This is a genomic window from Pseudomonas sp. MDT1-85 (genome assembly GCF_054898065.1).
On the sequence record NZ_CM142715.1, the window covers coordinates 4435960 to 4451935 of the forward strand.

General features: G+C 61.1%; 17 protein-coding genes. 11 read left to right on the top strand and 6 right to left on the bottom strand.

All coding sequences use genetic code 11. The features are described from left to right. The first annotated feature begins 325 nt into the window (after window positions 1–325). The 8 genes from ACYZT2_RS19990 (at window position 326) to ACYZT2_RS20025 (ending at window position 6670) form a co-directional block, all read left to right on the top strand. A complete protein-coding gene (locus tag ACYZT2_RS19990) occupies window positions 326–1531 on the top strand; it encodes a PepSY-associated TM helix domain-containing protein (protein WP_461966683.1) in 1206 nt (401 codons plus the stop codon). Beyond that, window positions 1528–2070 (top strand): thiamine pyrophosphate-binding protein, encoded by a 543-nt coding sequence (locus ACYZT2_RS19995; RefSeq protein WP_461966685.1) that lies wholly within the window; start codon window positions 1528–1530, stop codon window positions 2068–2070. The genes ACYZT2_RS19990 and ACYZT2_RS19995 overlap by 4 nt, the downstream gene beginning before the upstream one ends. Beyond that, a complete protein-coding gene (locus ACYZT2_RS20000; protein WP_461966687.1) occupies window positions 2067–2387 on the top strand; it encodes a hypothetical protein in 321 nt (106 codons plus the stop codon). Before ACYZT2_RS19995 ends, ACYZT2_RS20000 begins: the two co-directional genes overlap by 4 nt. A gap of 8 nt (window positions 2388–2395) precedes the next feature. Beyond that, entirely contained in the window at window positions 2396–2971 is a 576-nt protein-coding gene (locus ACYZT2_RS20005) for a DUF6162 family protein (RefSeq protein WP_461966689.1), read from the top strand. A gap of 35 nt (window positions 2972–3006) precedes the next feature. Next, window positions 3007–3936 carry a metal ABC transporter substrate-binding protein gene (locus tag ACYZT2_RS20010; RefSeq protein WP_461966691.1) on the top strand — a complete coding sequence of 310 codons (930 nt, stop codon included), beginning with the start codon at window positions 3007–3009 and terminating at the stop codon, window positions 3934–3936. An 89-nt stretch (window positions 3937–4025) separates the two neighbouring features. Then, a complete protein-coding gene (locus tag ACYZT2_RS20015; RefSeq protein ID WP_461973188.1) occupies window positions 4026–4799 on the top strand; it encodes a metal ABC transporter ATP-binding protein in 774 nt (257 codons plus the stop codon). After that, window positions 4799–5698, top strand: a complete 900-nt coding sequence (locus tag ACYZT2_RS20020) for a metal ABC transporter permease (RefSeq protein ID WP_007906536.1) — start codon at window positions 4799–4801, stop codon at window positions 5696–5698. The genes ACYZT2_RS20015 and ACYZT2_RS20020 overlap by 1 nt, the downstream gene beginning before the upstream one ends. After that, window positions 5699–6670 (top strand): metal ABC transporter solute-binding protein, Zn/Mn family, encoded by a 972-nt coding sequence (locus tag ACYZT2_RS20025; RefSeq protein ID WP_461966694.1) that lies wholly within the window; start codon window positions 5699–5701, stop codon window positions 6668–6670. A gap of 186 nt (window positions 6671–6856) precedes the next feature. Here ACYZT2_RS20025 and ACYZT2_RS20030 read toward each other — a convergent pair whose 3' ends face one another. From ACYZT2_RS20030 to ACYZT2_RS20050, 5 genes are all read right to left on the bottom strand, one after another. Further along, window positions 6857–7084, bottom strand: coding sequence for an MbtH family protein (locus ACYZT2_RS20030; protein ID WP_007934245.1), 228 nt, complete (start codon window positions 7082–7084; stop codon window positions 6857–6859). Window positions 7085–7165: 81 nt separating this feature from the next. Next, window positions 7166–8578, bottom strand: coding sequence for a diaminobutyrate--2-oxoglutarate transaminase (locus ACYZT2_RS20035; protein ID WP_461966696.1), 1413 nt, complete (start codon window positions 8576–8578; stop codon window positions 7166–7168). 143 nt (window positions 8579–8721) lie between these two features. Next, window positions 8722–9207 carry a GNAT family N-acetyltransferase gene (locus ACYZT2_RS20040; protein WP_461966698.1) on the bottom strand — a complete coding sequence of 162 codons (486 nt, stop codon included), beginning with the start codon at window positions 9205–9207 and terminating at the stop codon, window positions 8722–8724. Window positions 9208–9336: 129 nt separating this feature from the next. Continuing rightward, window positions 9337–10662, bottom strand: coding sequence for an ATP-binding protein (locus ACYZT2_RS20045; RefSeq protein ID WP_461966700.1), 1326 nt, complete (start codon window positions 10660–10662; stop codon window positions 9337–9339). After that, a complete protein-coding gene (locus ACYZT2_RS20050) occupies window positions 10659–11339 on the bottom strand; it encodes a response regulator (protein ID WP_038982275.1) in 681 nt (226 codons plus the stop codon). The genes ACYZT2_RS20045 and ACYZT2_RS20050 overlap by 4 nt, the downstream gene beginning before the upstream one ends. A gap of 153 nt (window positions 11340–11492) precedes the next feature. Between ACYZT2_RS20050 and dsbD the strand changes: the two genes are divergently transcribed. From dsbD to dsbG, 3 genes are read left to right on the top strand one after another with little or no spacing between them, the layout of a single operon-like run. Then, window positions 11493–13226 carry a protein-disulfide reductase DsbD gene (dsbD, locus tag ACYZT2_RS20055; protein WP_461966702.1) on the top strand — a complete coding sequence of 578 codons (1734 nt, stop codon included), beginning with the start codon at window positions 11493–11495 and terminating at the stop codon, window positions 13224–13226. Further along, entirely contained in the window at window positions 13226–14092 is an 867-nt protein-coding gene (locus ACYZT2_RS20060; RefSeq protein ID WP_461966704.1) for a TlpA family protein disulfide reductase, read from the top strand. The genes dsbD and ACYZT2_RS20060 overlap by 1 nt, the downstream gene beginning before the upstream one ends. Then, window positions 14068–14835, top strand: a complete 768-nt coding sequence (gene dsbG / locus ACYZT2_RS20065) for a thiol:disulfide interchange protein DsbG (protein ID WP_253552748.1) — start codon at window positions 14068–14070, stop codon at window positions 14833–14835. The genes ACYZT2_RS20060 and dsbG overlap by 25 nt, the downstream gene beginning before the upstream one ends. A gap of 120 nt (window positions 14836–14955) precedes the next feature. On the opposite strand, the gene ACYZT2_RS20070 is transcribed toward dsbG, so the two are convergent. Further along, a complete protein-coding gene (locus tag ACYZT2_RS20070; protein WP_461966707.1) occupies window positions 14956–15768 on the bottom strand; it encodes an alpha/beta fold hydrolase in 813 nt (270 codons plus the stop codon). Window positions 15769–15976 lie beyond the last annotated feature (208 nt).

Consider the following 15976-nt stretch of genomic DNA (forward strand, 5'->3'; position numbering starts at 1 on the left):
GCGAGCAGGCTCGCTCCCACAGTTGATCGGTGTTAAACGCACATTATGTGTACGCAGCCGATCCAGTGTGAGAGCGAGCCTGCTCGCGATGGGCCATTACATTCAACATCAATGTTGACTGTCAGGCCCCATTCACGAGTAAACCCACCCAAGGCAGAAACACGAAACATTTACTTTCATATCCCCTTTCGGGATTTCCGATGCTCATACGTCTTATTTAGATGCAGTCGGTCGCGTAGGCAAAAGCCACGGCCGGACTTTTCATGGAACGCAACGCTGGGAAGCCCACAGCAGCGGTCCTCTCATCGAAACAAGACCTTTAATCATGTCGAAGAAATCCCGCTCAAAACTTTGGTTTCTGGTCCATAGCTGGCTGGCGCTGCCCATCTGGTTCTTTGTCTTGATCGTCTGTGTGACCGGCACACTGGCGGTGGTCAGTCAGGAGATCGTCTGGCTCGCCAATCCGCAAATGCGTGCCAGCCCGCCTTCGGACGATGCGCCGCGGCTCAATTATGACGAGATCATCGCCGCCATCAAAAAGGCCGAGCCCCAGACGCTGGTCGAGGGCATCAGTCGCCCCGACGAGTCGCATTTCGCCCTGGACGTGGACGTCAGTTACCCAGACGGGCGCTCGGTGACGGTCTATGTGAACCCCTATAGCGGGGTGATTCAGGGCACCGCTCCACAATTCAATTTCAAGGCATTCACCCGCGCACTGCATGGCTGGTGGCTGGTGCCGTTCACCAACGGCTACAGCTGGGGCTGGTATCTGGTGTCGTTCCTCGCGCTGCCGATGCTGGCGTCGCTGGTCACCGGGCTGGTGGTCTACAAACGGTTCTGGAAAGGCTTTTTCCGACCGACCCTGCGCATTCGTCATGGCGCGCGGATTTTCTGGGGCGACTTTCACCGGCTCAGCGGCATCTGGTCGATCTGGTTCATTGCGGTGATCTCGATCACCGGTGTCTGGTTCCTGATCAAAGCGATTCTGTTCGATAACCAGATTTCGATTACCACGGAACCGGTGGTGTCGGTCGTCTCGCGTGAAAGCGTGCCGTTGACCAGCACCGGCAAGCCGGCACCGATGATCAGCCTGGAACAGGCGATCAAGGTCGCTCAAGAGCAGATCCCCGGACTCGATGCCAGTTTCGTTACGCTGCCGAGCAACGCCTACAGCCACCTGTCCGTGGGCGGGCGAAGCTGGTATCCGCTGATGTTCCAGACGGCCGAGGTCAACCCGTACAACGGCGATATTGCCAGCACGCGGTTGCTGACCGATCGCACCGGCCTGGAGTTCGTGACCGAGTCGATGCGTCCGTTGCACACCGGTGACTTTGGCGGGATCTGGATCAAGCTGATCTGGTTCTTCTTCGGTTTGCTGCTGAGCATGATGGTGCTCAGCGGGTTGCTGATATGGACCAAACGCACCGCCCTGGCCACCGCCAATGCGTTCAAGCGCAGCAACAAGGCCCCACGCCCGGTGTCGAGACCGCAAACGGTCATGAACCAACAGACTCCGGAGGGCAACCTGTGAGCAAGACAATCACTGCACCGCAGCCTTCCCGGGCGAGCCTGCTTTGGCGCAAATGGCGCTTCCACATCAACATTCTCTTGTTGCTGATCCCTTTGGGCTTCATGCCCAAATACTTTGCCGACGCCTCGCTGTTTCGCGGCGACAGCGGATTGGGGGAGCGGGAAATCGGCGAAATCCAGGTCGGCCCCTGGAGCCTGCGACTGGCCGAGCTGCGCAACGAAGCACCACGATTGACCGGCCCGGCCGGCTACATGAAAGGTTTCAACGCGGCGCTGTGCGAACGCTGTCGCGACCAGGTCAAGGCGACTTACCTGCGCCTCGGCAAACCCCGCAGCCTGCGCGCGGCCGGGGCGATTTTCTTCGGTACGCCGTACCGCATGGCTGCGATGCTGCCAGTGCCTGAAAAGACCAAAACCGACGCCGAGCTGTGGATCACCATGGAAGGCTGGGACGGCGCCATGCATCAAGCATCCATCCCTCTGAGCCGGGCATCTCCGGCCACTCTCGCGTGGCTGAACAAACAAGGAGGCAAACCATGATCAACGCTTTTCGCCCCGTTTTATTGATGTTCTGCGCCGCCTTCAGCACCGCCGCACTGGCCCATAATCCGATGTGCGAATGCAAGTCCATCGACGCCGAACAGATTCAATGCACCGGCGGTTTTTCCGACGGCAGCGGCGCACCAGGAGTGACCCTTGACGTGATCGGCTACGACGAAACCATTCTGGTGCCGGGCAAGCTCGGCGCCGATTCAACCCTGACGTTCAAGAAGCCCGGCGCCGAATTCTACGTGCTGTTCGACGCCGGTCCCGGCCATGTCGTCGAGATTGACCAAGCCGACATCGAGGCGCCCTGAACGTGAGCATGACCTCGCCTACCACCCAAATTGTTCGCCCGGCCGGTGCCGGCCATGAAACCCTTTATGTGTTGCTGTTGTGCCTGGTGATCCTGGCGGTTGCCGGCTCAGTGGTCGCCTGGCGTGGCGAAGCTCAGGAAGTGAGCAGCGTGGGCAGCCATCAACTGGACGCCCGCCGTGACCTGAGCGCCTCCGAGCAAGGTATCTACGCCGATTTGCGGGTCACGCTGGATGAAATTCATCTGTTGCGTCAAGAACAGCAAGCACTGCCCACACCCGCCACCCTCGCCGATGAAGGCTTTGCGCCGTTTGCCCAGGACGCCAGTTCCGTCAGCCGCGGCGGCCATGCCTGGCAGTTGCAGGACGCCAAGGCGTACTTCGGCCAGAGCCAGACCCCCACCGTCGCCGGTTCGTTTTTGATGCGTTTGACCGCTGAAGACGACTCCGCGCCAGACATCTGGCTCAACCGCGGCAGCGCCCTCCCCGTTCCGAACGATCTCACCGACGCTGCGCTCAATGGCGCCGGCTGGCAGCAGATCGTCGCGCAATTCGATGCCGGCGTCACCCGCCAGCATCGGCATTGAACCCTCGCCTTCACCCGAGAGAAGATCGCTTTCCCATGCCTAGTTCATCTCAACGTCATGCCTTTTTTCGCCTGCTGCTGGTCGGTCTGTTTGCCTGTTTGCTGACACCACTGGCCAGTGCCGACGAAGCCAAGCGCCTGCGCATCGGCATCACCCTGCACCCTTATTACAGTTACGTGGCCAACATCGTCGGAGACAAGGCCGAAGTGGTGCCGCTGATCCCGGCCGGCTTCAACCCTCATGCCTACGAGCCGCGGGCCGAAGACATCAAACGCATCAGCGGGCTGGACGTGATCGTGCTCAACGGCGTGGGTCATGATGACTTCGCCGACCGCATGATCGCCGCCAGCGAAACCCCGAACGTCAAGGTGATCGAAGCCAACGAAAACGTGCCCCTGCTGGCCGCGACCGGCGTTGCTGCCCGGGGCGCCGGCAAGGTGGTCAATCCGCACACGTTCCTGTCGATCAGCGCTTCCATCGCCCAGGTCAACAACATCGCACGGGAACTGGGCAAGCTCGACCCGAGCAACGCCAAAACCTACACCCAGAATGCCCGCGCCTACGGCAAACGCCTGCGACAGATGCGCGCCGACGCCCTGGCAACACTGACCCAGGCGCCGGACGCCGCGTTGCGCGTGGCCACGGTGCATGCCGCCTACGACTATTTACTGCGCGAGTTCGGCCTGGAAGTGACTGCCGTGGTCGAACCGGCACACGGTATCGAACCGAGCCCCAGCCAGCTGAAAAAGACCATCGATCAACTGCGGGAACTGGACGTGAAAGTGATCTTCTCGGAGATGGATTTCCCGTCCACTTACGTCGAGACCATCCAGCGTGAATCCGGGGTGAAGCTGTACCCGCTGTCGCACATTTCCTATGGCGAATACACCGCCGACAAGTACGAAAAAGAAATGACCGGCAACCTCAATACCGTGGTTCGGGCGATTCAGGAATCCGGCGCATGACCGCTAAAGAAACCATCACTGAATCCCCTGTGGGAGCGGCGGTGCGGCGATCCGACTTGCTCGCGAAGAGGGAGTATCAGTCGACATCAATGTTGACTGACCCACCGCTTTCGCGAGCAAGTCGGATCGCCGCACCGCCGCTCCCACAGGTTTCGGGGCCGACGCTGGATTTCGACGAGGTCAGCCTCACGCTGGGTCGCACGACGATCCTCGACAAGGTGACCTTTCAGGTTCAGCCCGGCAGCGTACATGCACTGGTCGGCCCCAACGGTGGCGGCAAGAGTTCGCTGATCAAGACCCTGCTGGGGCAAATGCCGCATCAGGGTCGCTTGAGCCTGCAATGGCTTGGCGAACCGGGGACCATTGGCTACGTACCCCAAGCGCTGGAATTCGATCGCGGTTTGCCGATGACGGTCGATGATTTCATGGCGGCCATGTGTCAGCGGCGCCCGGCGTTCCTCGGGTTGAGCAAGCATTACGCGGCGGCCATCGGCGAAGCACTGGAACGGGTCGGCATGCAGGACAAACGCAAGCGGCGCATGGGCGCCCTCTCCGGCGGTGAGCGCCAGCGTGTTTTGCTGGCCCAAGGATTGATTCCGACGCCGAAATTGCTGGTGCTCGATGAACCGATGTCGGCCCTCGATGAGGCCGGCATTCAGGTGTTCGAACGGTTGCTGGGCGACTGGCGCCAGAGCGGCATCACCGTGCTGTGGATCGAGCATGATCTGGAAGCGGTCGGGCGACTGGCGGACCGGGTCACCGGGCTCAATCGCCGAGTGCTGTTCGATGCCACGCCGAAACAGGCACTGACCCCGGAGCGACTGCTGACCTTGTTCTCGACCCATCCTCGGAGCGCTGCCTGATGAGTTACGAAGCCTTTCGTTTGATGGTCCAGGGTTGGGCCTCGTCGGGTTACCTGCCAGAAGCGCTGGCCTATGGATTTGTGGTCAATGCCCTGCTCGCTGGCCTGCTGATCGGCCCGGTGTTGGGCGGTTTGGGTACGCTGGTGGTGGTCAAGCGTTTCGCATTTTTCTCCGAAGCCGTGGGCCACGCGGCGCTGACCGGTGTGGCCATTGGCATTCTGCTCGGTGAGCCCTACACCGGGCCTTACGGCAGCCTGTTCGGCTACTGCCTGCTGTTCGGCATTCTGCTCAACTATTTACGCAACCGTACGGGGCTGGCACCGGATACGTTGATCGGTGTGTTTCTCTCAGTGTCGTTGGCCTTGGGCGCCAGCCTGTTGTTGATTCTGGCGGGCAAGATCAACGTACACATTCTGGAAAACGTGCTGTTCGGTTCGGTGCTGACGGTCAACGGCAATGACCTGCTGGTGTTGGCCATCGTTGGTTCGCTGGTGATGGCGCTGGCCCTGCCGCTGTACAACCGCATCATGCTCGCCAGTTTCAACCCGCAACTGGCGGCGGTACGTGGTGTGGCGGTGAAGACTCTGGATTACCTGTTCGTGATTCTGGTGACCCTGATCACGGTGGCGGCGGTGAAAGTCATCGGGGCGATTCTGGTCGGTGCCCTGTTGGTGATTCCAGCGGCGGCCGCGCGCTTGCTCAGTCAGTCGTTGAAGGGTTTCTTCTGGTGTTCGGTGCTGATCGCCACGGTCAGCACGCTGTGCGGAATTCTTGCGCCGATTGTCTTTGACCTGCCTATCCCATCCGGTGCCGCGATCATTCTGGTGGCCGGTATCGCCTTCGCCCTGGCCGCGATTGCTCGCGGCATCGTTCCAAGTCTGAAAGGGAATCTCGGATAAATGTCTTTTTCTCTGCGTCAATTGACCGTGGCGGTGACCTTGTGTGGGCCCGCCTCGTTCAACGCATTCGCCACCGACAGCTTCGAACCGATGCGTCTGGTGGCCAATCACGGTGTGGGTAACACCGCGCTCTTCGCCTCGACTTCAACGCACAAAGTGCTGGTCCTGGCGGCATTGCCGGTGACCTACGGTCTGGGGGCCCTGCTACTGGAGGGCACCGATGTCAGCCTTGAGCGCGCCGCACCGGCCAATCTGCCCGGCAGTCGGCAGACCGCTTATTTCACCGGCCGTGGCGCGCCGGCGCTAAGTAAATTGGCGGTCAATGCCGATGCAGTCATCGGCCTGCGCTCGCTATGGCCGGATGATCCGCTGTACCCGAACGCTCGCCGCAGCAATATCCGCATCATTGAAATCGACGCTGCCCGCCCAGTGGACGGCGCCCTGCCCGGCATCGCCGTGCAGCCTGGCAACAAGGTCGACGGTTTGAACAGTCAGCCTTGGTTGGCCAGCAACAACATGGGCCGGATGGCGGATGTCATGGCGGCAGACCTGGTGCGCCTGGCGCCAGCGGCCAAACCGAAAATCGATGCCAACCTGGCAGTACTCAAACAGCGCTTGCTCAAGCTCAGCGCCAACAGTGAGTCACGCTTGGCCAATGCCGACAACTTGAGTGCGATGAGCCTGAGCGATCATTTCGGCTATCTGATCGGCGGCCTCAACCTGGAGCTGATCGGCCTTGATGCACGACCGGATGCCGAGTGGACGCCGGAGTCGCTCAAACAACTGGGTGCGACGCTCAAGGACAATGACGTGGCGGTGGTGTTGCATCATCGCCAGCCGTCGGACGCGGTGAAAGCGGTGATTGCCGAGGCAGGTAGTCGGTTGGTGGTGTTGAGTGTCGATGAGGCGGATCCGGTGGCCGAATTGGAAGGGAATGTGGATAGCGTGATCAAGGGGTTGAGCGGGGGGTAACGTCAGTTAAACCGCGTTATCGTTTTTCGCGGGCAAGCCTCGCTCCTACAGGGTTTGGGTCGATCACAGTATGTGTGGACATCCCCAACCCTGTAGGAGCGAGGCTTGCCCGCGAAGGCAATTTCAAGTCATGAAAAAAGCCCGCTGACCGTCACCGGTTCAGCGGGCTTCTTTTTGGGCGGTGACTCAGTGAGCCACAGCAGCCTGTTCTTCCATTTTCTGGCGCAGGCTCAGTGGACGCATGTCGGTCCAGACCTCTTCGATGTAGGCCAGGCATTCCTTTTTCAGGCCGCTCTTGCCCACGGTGCGCCAGCCTTGTGGCACGGCTTTGTAGTCGGGCCAGATCGAGTATTGCTCTTCGTGGTTGACCACGACCTGAAAGAGGATGTCCTCGCGGTCGAATACTGACGTCATGCTGTCTCTCCATCGCTGTAGGGTGGGCCGCACGCCGTGCGCAGCCGTTATGTAGAAGGAACGTTCAAGGCACCAAAAAATTTAAAGGCTGACGGTGGCGGCGGCCATGGCCCTGCCGAAAATGTTGGCCACCCGATCGATTTCTGCGGCAGTGATCACCAGCGGCGGCAGGAAACGCACGACACCGCCGTGGCGCCCGCCCAGCTCGAGGATCAACCCGCGCTTGAGGCATTCACGCTGCACCAGCGGCGCCAGACGACCGAATATCGGCGGATGGCCCTGAGCGTCCGGCACGCCAGCCGGATCGACCAGTTCGACACCCAGCATCAAGCCGCGTCCGCGGATGTCGCCCATCTGCGGGAAGTCTCGTTGCAGGATGTGCAGGTGTTCGCTCAAGCGTTCGCCCATGGCGGCGGCGTGCTCGCACACCTTGTGCTCTGTCAGGTAGCGCATCACCGCAGAGCCTGCGGCCATCGCCATCTGATTACCGCGGAAGGTCCCGGCATGAGCGCCCGGCAGCCAGGTGTCGAGCCAGTCGCGATAGACCACCACCGCCAGCGGCAGGCTGCCGCCAATGGCTTTGGACAGCACCACCACGTCCGGAATGATCCCGGCGTGCTCGAAGGCGAACATCTTGCCGGTGCGGGCAAAACCGCTCTGGATTTCATCGACAATCAGCGCTACGCCGGCCTTCTCGGTGATGCGTCGTAAGCCGCGCAGCCAGTCGAGATCGGCCGGAATCACCCCGCCCTCGCCCTGCACCGCTTCGACGATCACCGCAGCGGGCAATTGCACGCCGGCCTCGGGATCATTCAGCAGGTTTTCCAGGTAATTCAGGTTGACCTGCACCCCCCGCGCGCCACCGAGCCCGAACGGGCAGCGGTAATCGTAGGGATAGGGCATGAACTGCACGCCACTGCTGAGCAACGCACCCAACGGCTTTTTCGGCCCCAGACTGCCCATCAGGCTCAGCGCGCCCTGGCTCATGCCGTGGTAACCGCCCTGGAACGACAAAACCGTGCTGCGTCCGGTGGCGGTGCGCACCAGTTTCAGCGCGGCTTCCACCGCATCGGTACCGGTGGGACCGCAGAACTGGATCTTCGCTTCAGCGGCCAATGCCTGTGGCAACAGACCGAACAGGTCCTGGACGAACTGATCCTTCACCGGCGTGGTCAGGTCGAGTGTGTGCAGCGGCAGTTCATCGGTCAGTACTTGCTGGATCGCTTCGATCACCAACGGGTGGTTGTGTCCCAGAGCCAGAGTCCCCGCACCGGCCAGGCAATCAATGAAACTGCGGCCTTCGACGTCCTCGACATAAATGCCCTTGGCACGCTTGAGTGCCAGGGGAATGCGCCGCGGGTAGCTGCGAGCATTCGATTCCTGCTGGCTTTGACGGGCCAGCAATGGCGATTCGTTGAACTGATAAAGCGTCTCGGCAGGCGTCGGGACGAGCCGAGCCTGCTGATCTTCGATAAGGCTGGTAGCGACTGACATCTCTCGATCCCTCAATACGCTGTTGATAGTGACCAAAACTGCACACCGGGCAGGTGCGCGTTCCGGTCACGGGGCGCACTTGCAGGTTTTCCTGTTCTGGAAACGCATCAGGACCTCAAGGATTTAGACCCTCGATCAGCTTTCTATGAAGGTGGCGACAGCGCCTTGTGCATGGGAATGGCGTGGAGTCCCGCAACGGTGAAGGTTTCAGCGCAAGCCCGGTAACCCAGACGGTGGTAAAACGCCTCGCCGGTACGGGTGCTGTTGAGCCGCGCGTGAGGCAAACCCTGAGCGATCAACCAGGTTTCGAGATTCTGCACCAGCGCTTGTCCGGCGCCTCGACGAAACCATTCCGGTTGCACGTAACAAAACGCGACCTTGCCGCTGATCGCTGCCATGGCGACGCCGATCGGTTTGTCCTGAAGCAAGGCGATGTTCAGGTACAACCGTGGGTCGGTCAGCCAGGGCTGCACGTGTTCGATGGTTTTGTTGTGGGTCCAGGTGGCGACGGTTCGCGGATCGTTGCGATGGTCGAGCGCGCAGCCGACGCGAATGGAGCGCTCGACGATCCGGCTGATGATCCCGGCGTCGGCAGGCGTTGCCTTGCAGATGTGTATCGATGCATCCATGGCGCTGTTACCTCAATCCATTGAGTCAAAGCTGCCGGGGACGATAGCGCTGTGGAGGCCGGGTGGCTAATGGAGAGGCGTTACATTTGGTGTGCGACACAGAACTTATGTAGGGGCTTGTGGTGCTTGTTAGGCCGGTTGCAACGGCATCGTCAATTCAACCCGCAAACCATCCGGCCGGCTGTCGAAATGCAAGGTGCAGCCGCAGCGCTGGACGATGGCCTGGACAATCGCCAGGCCGAGGCCGCAACCGGTGCTCTGGCCGTTGCGCCAGAAGCGTTGGGTCAGGTGTTGCAGGTCATCTTCGGCAATCCCCGGGCCGTGGTCGCGGACCAAAAAGCTCACGCGATTGTTGGTGGTTTCCAGGCTCAGCTCCACTGCCCCATCACCCGGGGTATGGCGCAGGGCGTTGTCGAGCAAGTTGCGCAATGCGGCAATCGACAGCACCGCGGGCATTTGCAGCGGCGCATCGGAGAATGTCGTCGGCAACTGAAACTTGATCCGCTGACGATCACCGCTGGCGGCATCCTGAATCGCCAGTTTTGCCACCTGCTCGGCGCTGCATTGCACGCCATCATCGAACGACAGACTGCCCTCGACGCGCGCCAGCAGCAGCAACTGTTCAAGCGTGCGGTGCAACCGGTCAGCGCCCTCTTCAGCCCGCGCCAGGGACTGATCCCGGGCGCTGCCTTCGGTCATGCGTGCCACTTGCAGGTGGGTTTTGATCGCGGTCAGCGGGCTGCGCAATTCGTGCGCGGCATCACCGGTCAGGCGCCGTTCGCGCTCGATGGTCTTGCCGATGCGCAGGAACAACTGATTCTGGGTTTCCAGCAGCGGCTGCAGTTCGCTCGGCAACGGCTGGATTTGCAACGGCTCCAGAGAATCGGCACTGCGCCGCATCAGCGCATCGCGCATACGATTGAGCGGTGCCAGCCCCTGACCGATGCCGAGCCACAACAGACACAGGCAACCGAGCAGCGCCACGCCGACCGGCACCGAGGCCGCCAGCAGAATGGACATGTTCAGTGCTTCGCGCTCGATCTGCCGGTCGGCGGTGGTAATGCGCACATCACCGCGCGCCAGGGTGAAGCTGCGCCACGGTGCGCCGTCGATCATTTGATCGTGGAAGCCCATTTTTTCGGCTTCCAGGGTTTGTTCGGGGCTACTGTGGCTGCGGGCCAGGATTTCGCCGCGCAACGAGCTGACCTGACAGGCCATGCCGCCAGGGATGCTCAGCTGCTCTGCACTGAAATGAGTGCCCTCGCCCTTGCTCGGCAACGCCGGCAGTTGCTCCAGCAGCCCGGCCACCATCCGCGCCGACGCCACCAGCCGCTGGTCGAGGGAAAACATCATCTGGTTGCGCAGATCACTGAGCATCCAGGCGGCGGCCAGGGCCCAGATCAGCGCAAACGCGGCGCCGAGGGTCAGGCTCAGCCGCAAACGCAGGCTCATCACTTCGATTGTTCTCCGCCATCGGCCGGCCCCAGGCGATAGCCCAGGCCACGCACCGTCTCGACGATGCCATTGCCGAGTTTGCGCCGTAGGTGATGGATATGGACGTTAAGGGCGTTGCTTTCCAGCTCATCGTTAAAACCGTAGACGCTGTCCTTCAGTTGCTCGGTGGACAGTACCCGGCCACGATTGTGCAGCAGGGCTTGCAACAGCGATTGCTCGCGGCGCGACAAATCCACCGATTGGCCGCCGAGCAGGGTTTCGCGGCTGCTCGGGTCGTAGGTCAAACGACCGTGTTCAATCAGGTTGACGCTGCGCCCCGCCACTCGTCGCAACAAGGTATGCAGGCGCGCGGCAAGTTCGCGCAGGTCGAACGGTTTGAGCAAGTAGTCGTCAGCGCCGGCTTGCAGGCCGTCGACCCGGTCGGTGACCGAGTCCCGGGCGGTGAGGATCAGCACCGGGATTTCCAGGCCATGGTGACGCAACTGCTGCAGCAGCTTGAGTCCATCTTCATCGGGCAGGCCGAGATCGAGCACCATGACGTCGAACTCCGCGACTTTGAGCATCGCCCGGGCTGCCGATGCGGTGGCGACATGCTCCACGGTCAAGCCTTGGGCAGTAAGCCCGGCAACGATGCCGCTGGCGATCAGCTCATCGTCTTCGCAAACCAGTACGTGCATGGTGAGCCCCGTAGAAAAAAGGTGATTAGGCCGGTAGCCGATTAAGCGGACATTATGCCGCAAGTGCCATTGTCACAAGGCGAGTGTGGTTAATCATCGGTTAATCGCCGCCCGCCACTGTGCACCTCACTTGCACAGGGATAAGGCTTACCCATGCGTCGATTGTTTTTATTCTTTGTTCTGTTGATCTCGGGTATGGCCCAGGCTGGAACGAATCCGTTCGAGACCAAACCCGAGTTTCTCCCGGTGGAAAAAGCGTTCATCTTCACCTCCGAACGCCTTGAATCCGGGGAAACCCAGCTCTATTGGCAAATTGCCGACAATTATTACCTGTATCAGAAACGCCTGAAATTCGACGGTCTGGCCCCCGAGCAAGTGCCGGTTGTGCCCGAGGGCGAGTCCCACAGCGACGAGTTCTTCGGCGAACAGCAAGTCTACCGCCAGGGCCTGGAGCTGAAGATACCGGCCGGAGCCACTGGTCAGATCAAAGTTGGCTTCCAGGGCTGCGCCGATGCCGGTTTGTGTTATCCGCCGCAGACTCAGATCATCGATCTCGGTGGCCAGGCGACGACAGCGGTGACCATCGAAGCGCCGGACCAGGCCCTTGCCAGCGGCCTGCAACAACGAGCGTTGGGTTGGAGCCTGCTGGTGTTTTTCGGCCTGGGGCTGCTGTTGGCGTTCACGCCTTGTTCGTTGCCGATGCTGCCGATTCTGGCGGGTTTGATTGTTGGTAGTGGGGCCACGCCCAAACGCGGATTCGCTTTGGCGACCAGTTACGTCGTGAGCATGGCGCTGGTGTATGCAGCAATGGGCGTTCTGGCTGCGCTGCTTGGCGCGAACCTTCAAGCGCTGCTACAGAACCCTTGGTTGTTGGGCAGTTTTGCGGTGGTGTTCGTGCTGCTGGCCTTGCCGATGTTCGGTTTCTTTGAGCTGCAATTGCCGGTGGCCGTGCGAGATCGGCTGGAGCATGTTTCGCGCAATCAGCGCGGGGGCAGCCTGATCGGTGCCGGTGTGCTCGGGGCTTTGTCCGGCCTGCTGGTCGGTCCGTGCATGACCGCACCGCTGGCGGGGGCTCTGCTCTATATCGCCCAGAGTGGAAATGCCCTGCACGGCGGGCTGATTCTGTTCGCCATGGGCATCGGCATCGGTGTGCCGCTGTTGTTGCTGGTGACTGTCGGCAATCGCTTCCTACCCAAACCCGGCGCATGGATGAATCTGCTCAAGGGTGTGTTCGGTTTCCTCTTCCTCGCCACGGCATTGCTAATGCTGCGGCCGGTGCTCGCGCCTTCTCTATGGCTCGGGTTGTGCGGTGCCTTGCTGTTAATCGCCGCTTACAGCGCGTGGAAACAGTCCGAGGGCTTCGGCCGCATCGCCCAACTGTTCGGCGCCAGCTCGCTGTTGCTGGGACTGTGGGGCAGCCTGCTGGTGGTCGGTGCGGCGGGCGGCAGTGACGATCCGTATCAGCCGCTGCACGTGTATAGCGCCGGCCGTACCGGCGCTGCCGCGCCGAGCGCGCATGATGCATTCACTACGATCAAGGAGCCGGCCGCTCTGCAACGCGAACTCGATGCAGCCAAGGCCCAGGGTCAATGGGTACTGCTCGATTATTACGCCGACTGGTGTGTGTCGTGCAAAGTCATGGAAAAACAGGTCTTCGGCAAACCGCAGGTACTGGAGGCGCTCAGCGATGTGCGCTTGCTACGGCTGGACGTCACCGCCGACAATGCCGCCAGCCGCGAACTGCTCGGCCGTTATAAAGTGCCGGGGCCGCCAAGCCTGTTGTGGATCGGCCCCGACGGCGAAGAGCGCCGCAGCCAGCGCATCACCGGTGAGGTCGATGCCAACACCTTCCTGCAACGCTGGACCACCACCCGAGACGCTCGTTAATGCTGACTTTTACCCTCGGCACCTTTGCCATCGCGCTTAATCACCTGTTGCTGATCAGTGCCCTGGCGCTGGCGACTTTTGTCGGCTGGCGGGTGGCCAAGCGTGGCGGCGAGAACCCGGAGTCGGTGCTGTTCAGCCTGTTTCTGCTCGGCATGCTGGCGGCCCGGGTCGGTTTCGTGATCGCCTACTGGGCGCAGTATCGCAACGATCCGTGGCAGATCATCGACCTGCGCGACGGTGGTTTTCTCGCCTGGCCCGGTGTGGTCGTGCTGTTGCTCGCCGCCTTGTATCGAGGCTGGCGTCGTCCGGCACTGCGTCGCCCGTTAGGCTTCGGCGTAGGTTGCGGTCTGGCATTCTGGCTGCTGGCAACCTTCTCCCTGAGTATTTACGAACAAGGCACGCGTCTGCCGCAGATCACCCTGCGCAATGCCGCCGGCCAAACCATACAGCTCAGTGACTACCAGGGCGGTCCGTTGGTCATCAATCTTTGGGCCACCTGGTGCCCGCCGTGCCGCCGGGAAATGCCGGTGCTGGAAAACGCCCAGCAACAGCGTCCGGACCTGACCTTTCTGTTCGTCAATCAGGCCGAAAGCATGCAGAGCGTCAGCACCTTTCTCGAAACCCAGGGCCTGAGCCTGACTAATGTGCTGTTCGATGGCAGCGGTCGATTGGGTCAGGCCGTGGGTTCCATGGCATTGCCGACTACGCTGTTCTATAACCCCGCCGGGCAACTGCTGGGCAGCCATCTGGGCGAGCTCTCTGAAGCCAGCCTGGCCCGCGCCCTGGAAAACTTCGACACCCCGAACCCGGCCACCTCGGCCACGCCTTCAAGGAAACTGCCATGCTCCGCCTCCGCCACCTGCTGACGTTAACCCTGGGTGCCGCCCTGCTGCATTTGCCGTCAGTACAGGCCGAAGAATTGCCTGAAGCGATCAAGAAGATCGAAGCCAAGGGCGCCAAAATCGTCGGCACCTTCGATGCGCCCGACGGCCTGCGCGGTTATGCAGCGCAATACCAGAACCGCGGCATGGCGCTGTACCTGACCCCGGACGGTAAACATGTACTGCTGGGCAATCTGTACGACGCCGAAGGCAATGACCTGAGCAGCGCGCCGTTGCAGAAACTGGTCTACGCGCCGATGGCCAAGGAAGTCTGGGGCAAGATGGAAGCGAGCAACTGGATCGGCGACGGCAACAAGGATGCGCCGCGAATCGTCTATCTATTCAGTGACCCGAATTGCCCGTACTGCAACATGTTCTGGGAACAGGCGCGGCCGTGGGTCAAGGCTGGCAAGGTGCAATTGCGGCACATCATGGTCGGCATCATTCGCGAAGACAGCCCGGGCAAATCCGCTGCGCTGCTGGCCGCCAAGGACCCGCAAAAAGCGTTGGCAGACCACGAGAAATCCGGCAAGGACAGCTCGCTCAAAGCCCTGAAAGATGTGCCGCCGGCCATTCAGGCGAAACTGGCGGCGAACATGCAGTTGATGGAAGACCTGGAACTGGCTGCCACCCCGGCGATTTTCTATATGGATGACAAAGGTCAGCTGCAACAGCAGCAAGGCGCGCCGTCGCCGGAGAAGTTGGTGAAGATTCTCGGGCCTAAGTAATCCCACCGGCCTCTTCGCGGGCAAGCCTCGCTCCTACAGGAGTTGCGTGATTCGCGATTATTGCGAACGACTCAATACTGTAGGAGCGAGGCTTGCCCGCGAAGGCGTCCGCCTGATCGACTAAGTTCTCTCAGCCAAAAACTTCAACAGCGCGTCGGTAACAAACTGCGGATTCTCCAGATTAGAGATATGCCCCGCCTCCGGCACCAGCACATACGGGCAACCGATCAACTCGGCCATTTCTTTGGTTTCCGACGGCGGCCGCGGTTTGTCCTCATCGCCGCACATCAACAGCGTGGTGTCAGGGTTCAGTTCACCCAGGCGCGGCAACAGATCATCACGACCAAAGGTAATCCTCCCCATCGGCACGATGCTTTGACGCAAACGGTCGGCCGGCAGCGCAGCCAGTTTGGCGCGGAAATCCTGATACAGCGCCGACTGCGGATCGATGCCCGGACGGAAGAAGATCGGCACAATAATGTCGAGCAGTTGCGGCGAGATCACACCGCTGTCTTCGATCTGCTTGAACAGAGAGAAATAGTATTGGCGGGTAGGTTCCGGTTCGACGCCGACGTAGGTGTCCATCAGCACCAGACCGTTGAGCCGCTGTGGTGCTGACAGCGCCAGTCGAACGCCCCACATGCCACCCACCGAAAGACCGACCAGCGTGATGCGATCGATGTCCAGATGATCGAGCAATGCCAGTGCCTGGCGCGCCACGTCATCCAGCGACGTCGTGCACTCGGGCATCCGCCCGGATTCGCCATGGCCCCACAGGTCCAGGGCGATGACCCGATAGTGCTGCGACAGCGCCGTAATCTGTGGCGCCCACATGGCCTGGTCCCACAGGTAACTGCCGGCCAGCAGAACCGCAGGGCCTGTGCCTTGATCTGTGTAGTGAAGCGCTTGTCCATCAACCGTTACGAAGGGCATCGACTGTCTCCCTGGTGAAATCGGATCCATTAAAAAGCACAGGAAGACTGAGCCGGTGGGCACCGGCAGTCAACCTTTGTGGTGTCTGTGATGACGCCTTCGCGGGCAAGCCTCGCTCCTACGGACTTGAGTCAATCGCGATTATTGCGAACGACTCGATACTGTAGGAGCGAGGCTTGCCCGCGAAAGGGCCCTCGCCGGCGCTAAA

Bases quoted from the DNA above. Each gene is read 5' to 3' on its own strand.
- ACYZT2_RS19990 (WP_461966683.1), top strand. From the start codon at position 326: ATGTCGAAGAAATCCCGCTCAAAACTTTGGTTTCTGGTCCATAGCTGG.
- ACYZT2_RS20000 (WP_461966687.1), top strand. From the start codon at position 2,067: ATGATCAACGCTTTTCGCCCCGTTTTATTGATGTTCTGCGCCGCCTTC.
- ACYZT2_RS20005 (WP_461966689.1), top strand. From the start codon at position 2,396: ATGACCTCGCCTACCACCCAAATTGTTCGCCCGGCCGGTGCCGGCCAT.
- ACYZT2_RS20010 (WP_461966691.1), top strand. From the start codon at position 3,007: ATGCCTAGTTCATCTCAACGTCATGCCTTTTTTCGCCTGCTGCTGGTC.
- ACYZT2_RS20015 (WP_461973188.1), top strand. From the start codon at position 4,026: ATGTTGACTGACCCACCGCTTTCGCGAGCAAGTCGGATCGCCGCACCG.
- ACYZT2_RS20020 (WP_007906536.1), top strand. From the start codon at position 4,799: ATGAGTTACGAAGCCTTTCGTTTGATGGTCCAGGGTTGGGCCTCGTCG.
- ACYZT2_RS20025 (WP_461966694.1), top strand. From the start codon at position 5,699: ATGTCTTTTTCTCTGCGTCAATTGACCGTGGCGGTGACCTTGTGTGGG.
- ACYZT2_RS20030 (WP_007934245.1), bottom strand. From the start codon at position 7,084: ATGACGTCAGTATTCGACCGCGAGGACATCCTCTTTCAGGTCGTGGTC.
- ACYZT2_RS20035 (WP_461966696.1), bottom strand. From the start codon at position 8,578: ATGTCAGTCGCTACCAGCCTTATCGAAGATCAGCAGGCTCGGCTCGTC.
- ACYZT2_RS20040 (WP_461966698.1), bottom strand. From the start codon at position 9,207: ATGGATGCATCGATACACATCTGCAAGGCAACGCCTGCCGACGCCGGG.
- ACYZT2_RS20050 (WP_038982275.1), bottom strand. From the start codon at position 11,339: ATGCACGTACTGGTTTGCGAAGACGATGAGCTGATCGCCAGCGGCATC.
- dsbD (WP_461966702.1), top strand. From the start codon at position 11,493: ATGCGTCGATTGTTTTTATTCTTTGTTCTGTTGATCTCGGGTATGGCC.
- ACYZT2_RS20060 (WP_461966704.1), top strand. From the start codon at position 13,226: ATGCTGACTTTTACCCTCGGCACCTTTGCCATCGCGCTTAATCACCTG.
- dsbG (WP_253552748.1), top strand. From the start codon at position 14,068: ATGCTCCGCCTCCGCCACCTGCTGACGTTAACCCTGGGTGCCGCCCTG.
- ACYZT2_RS20070 (WP_461966707.1), bottom strand. From the start codon at position 15,768: ATGCCCTTCGTAACGGTTGATGGACAAGCGCTTCACTACACAGATCAA.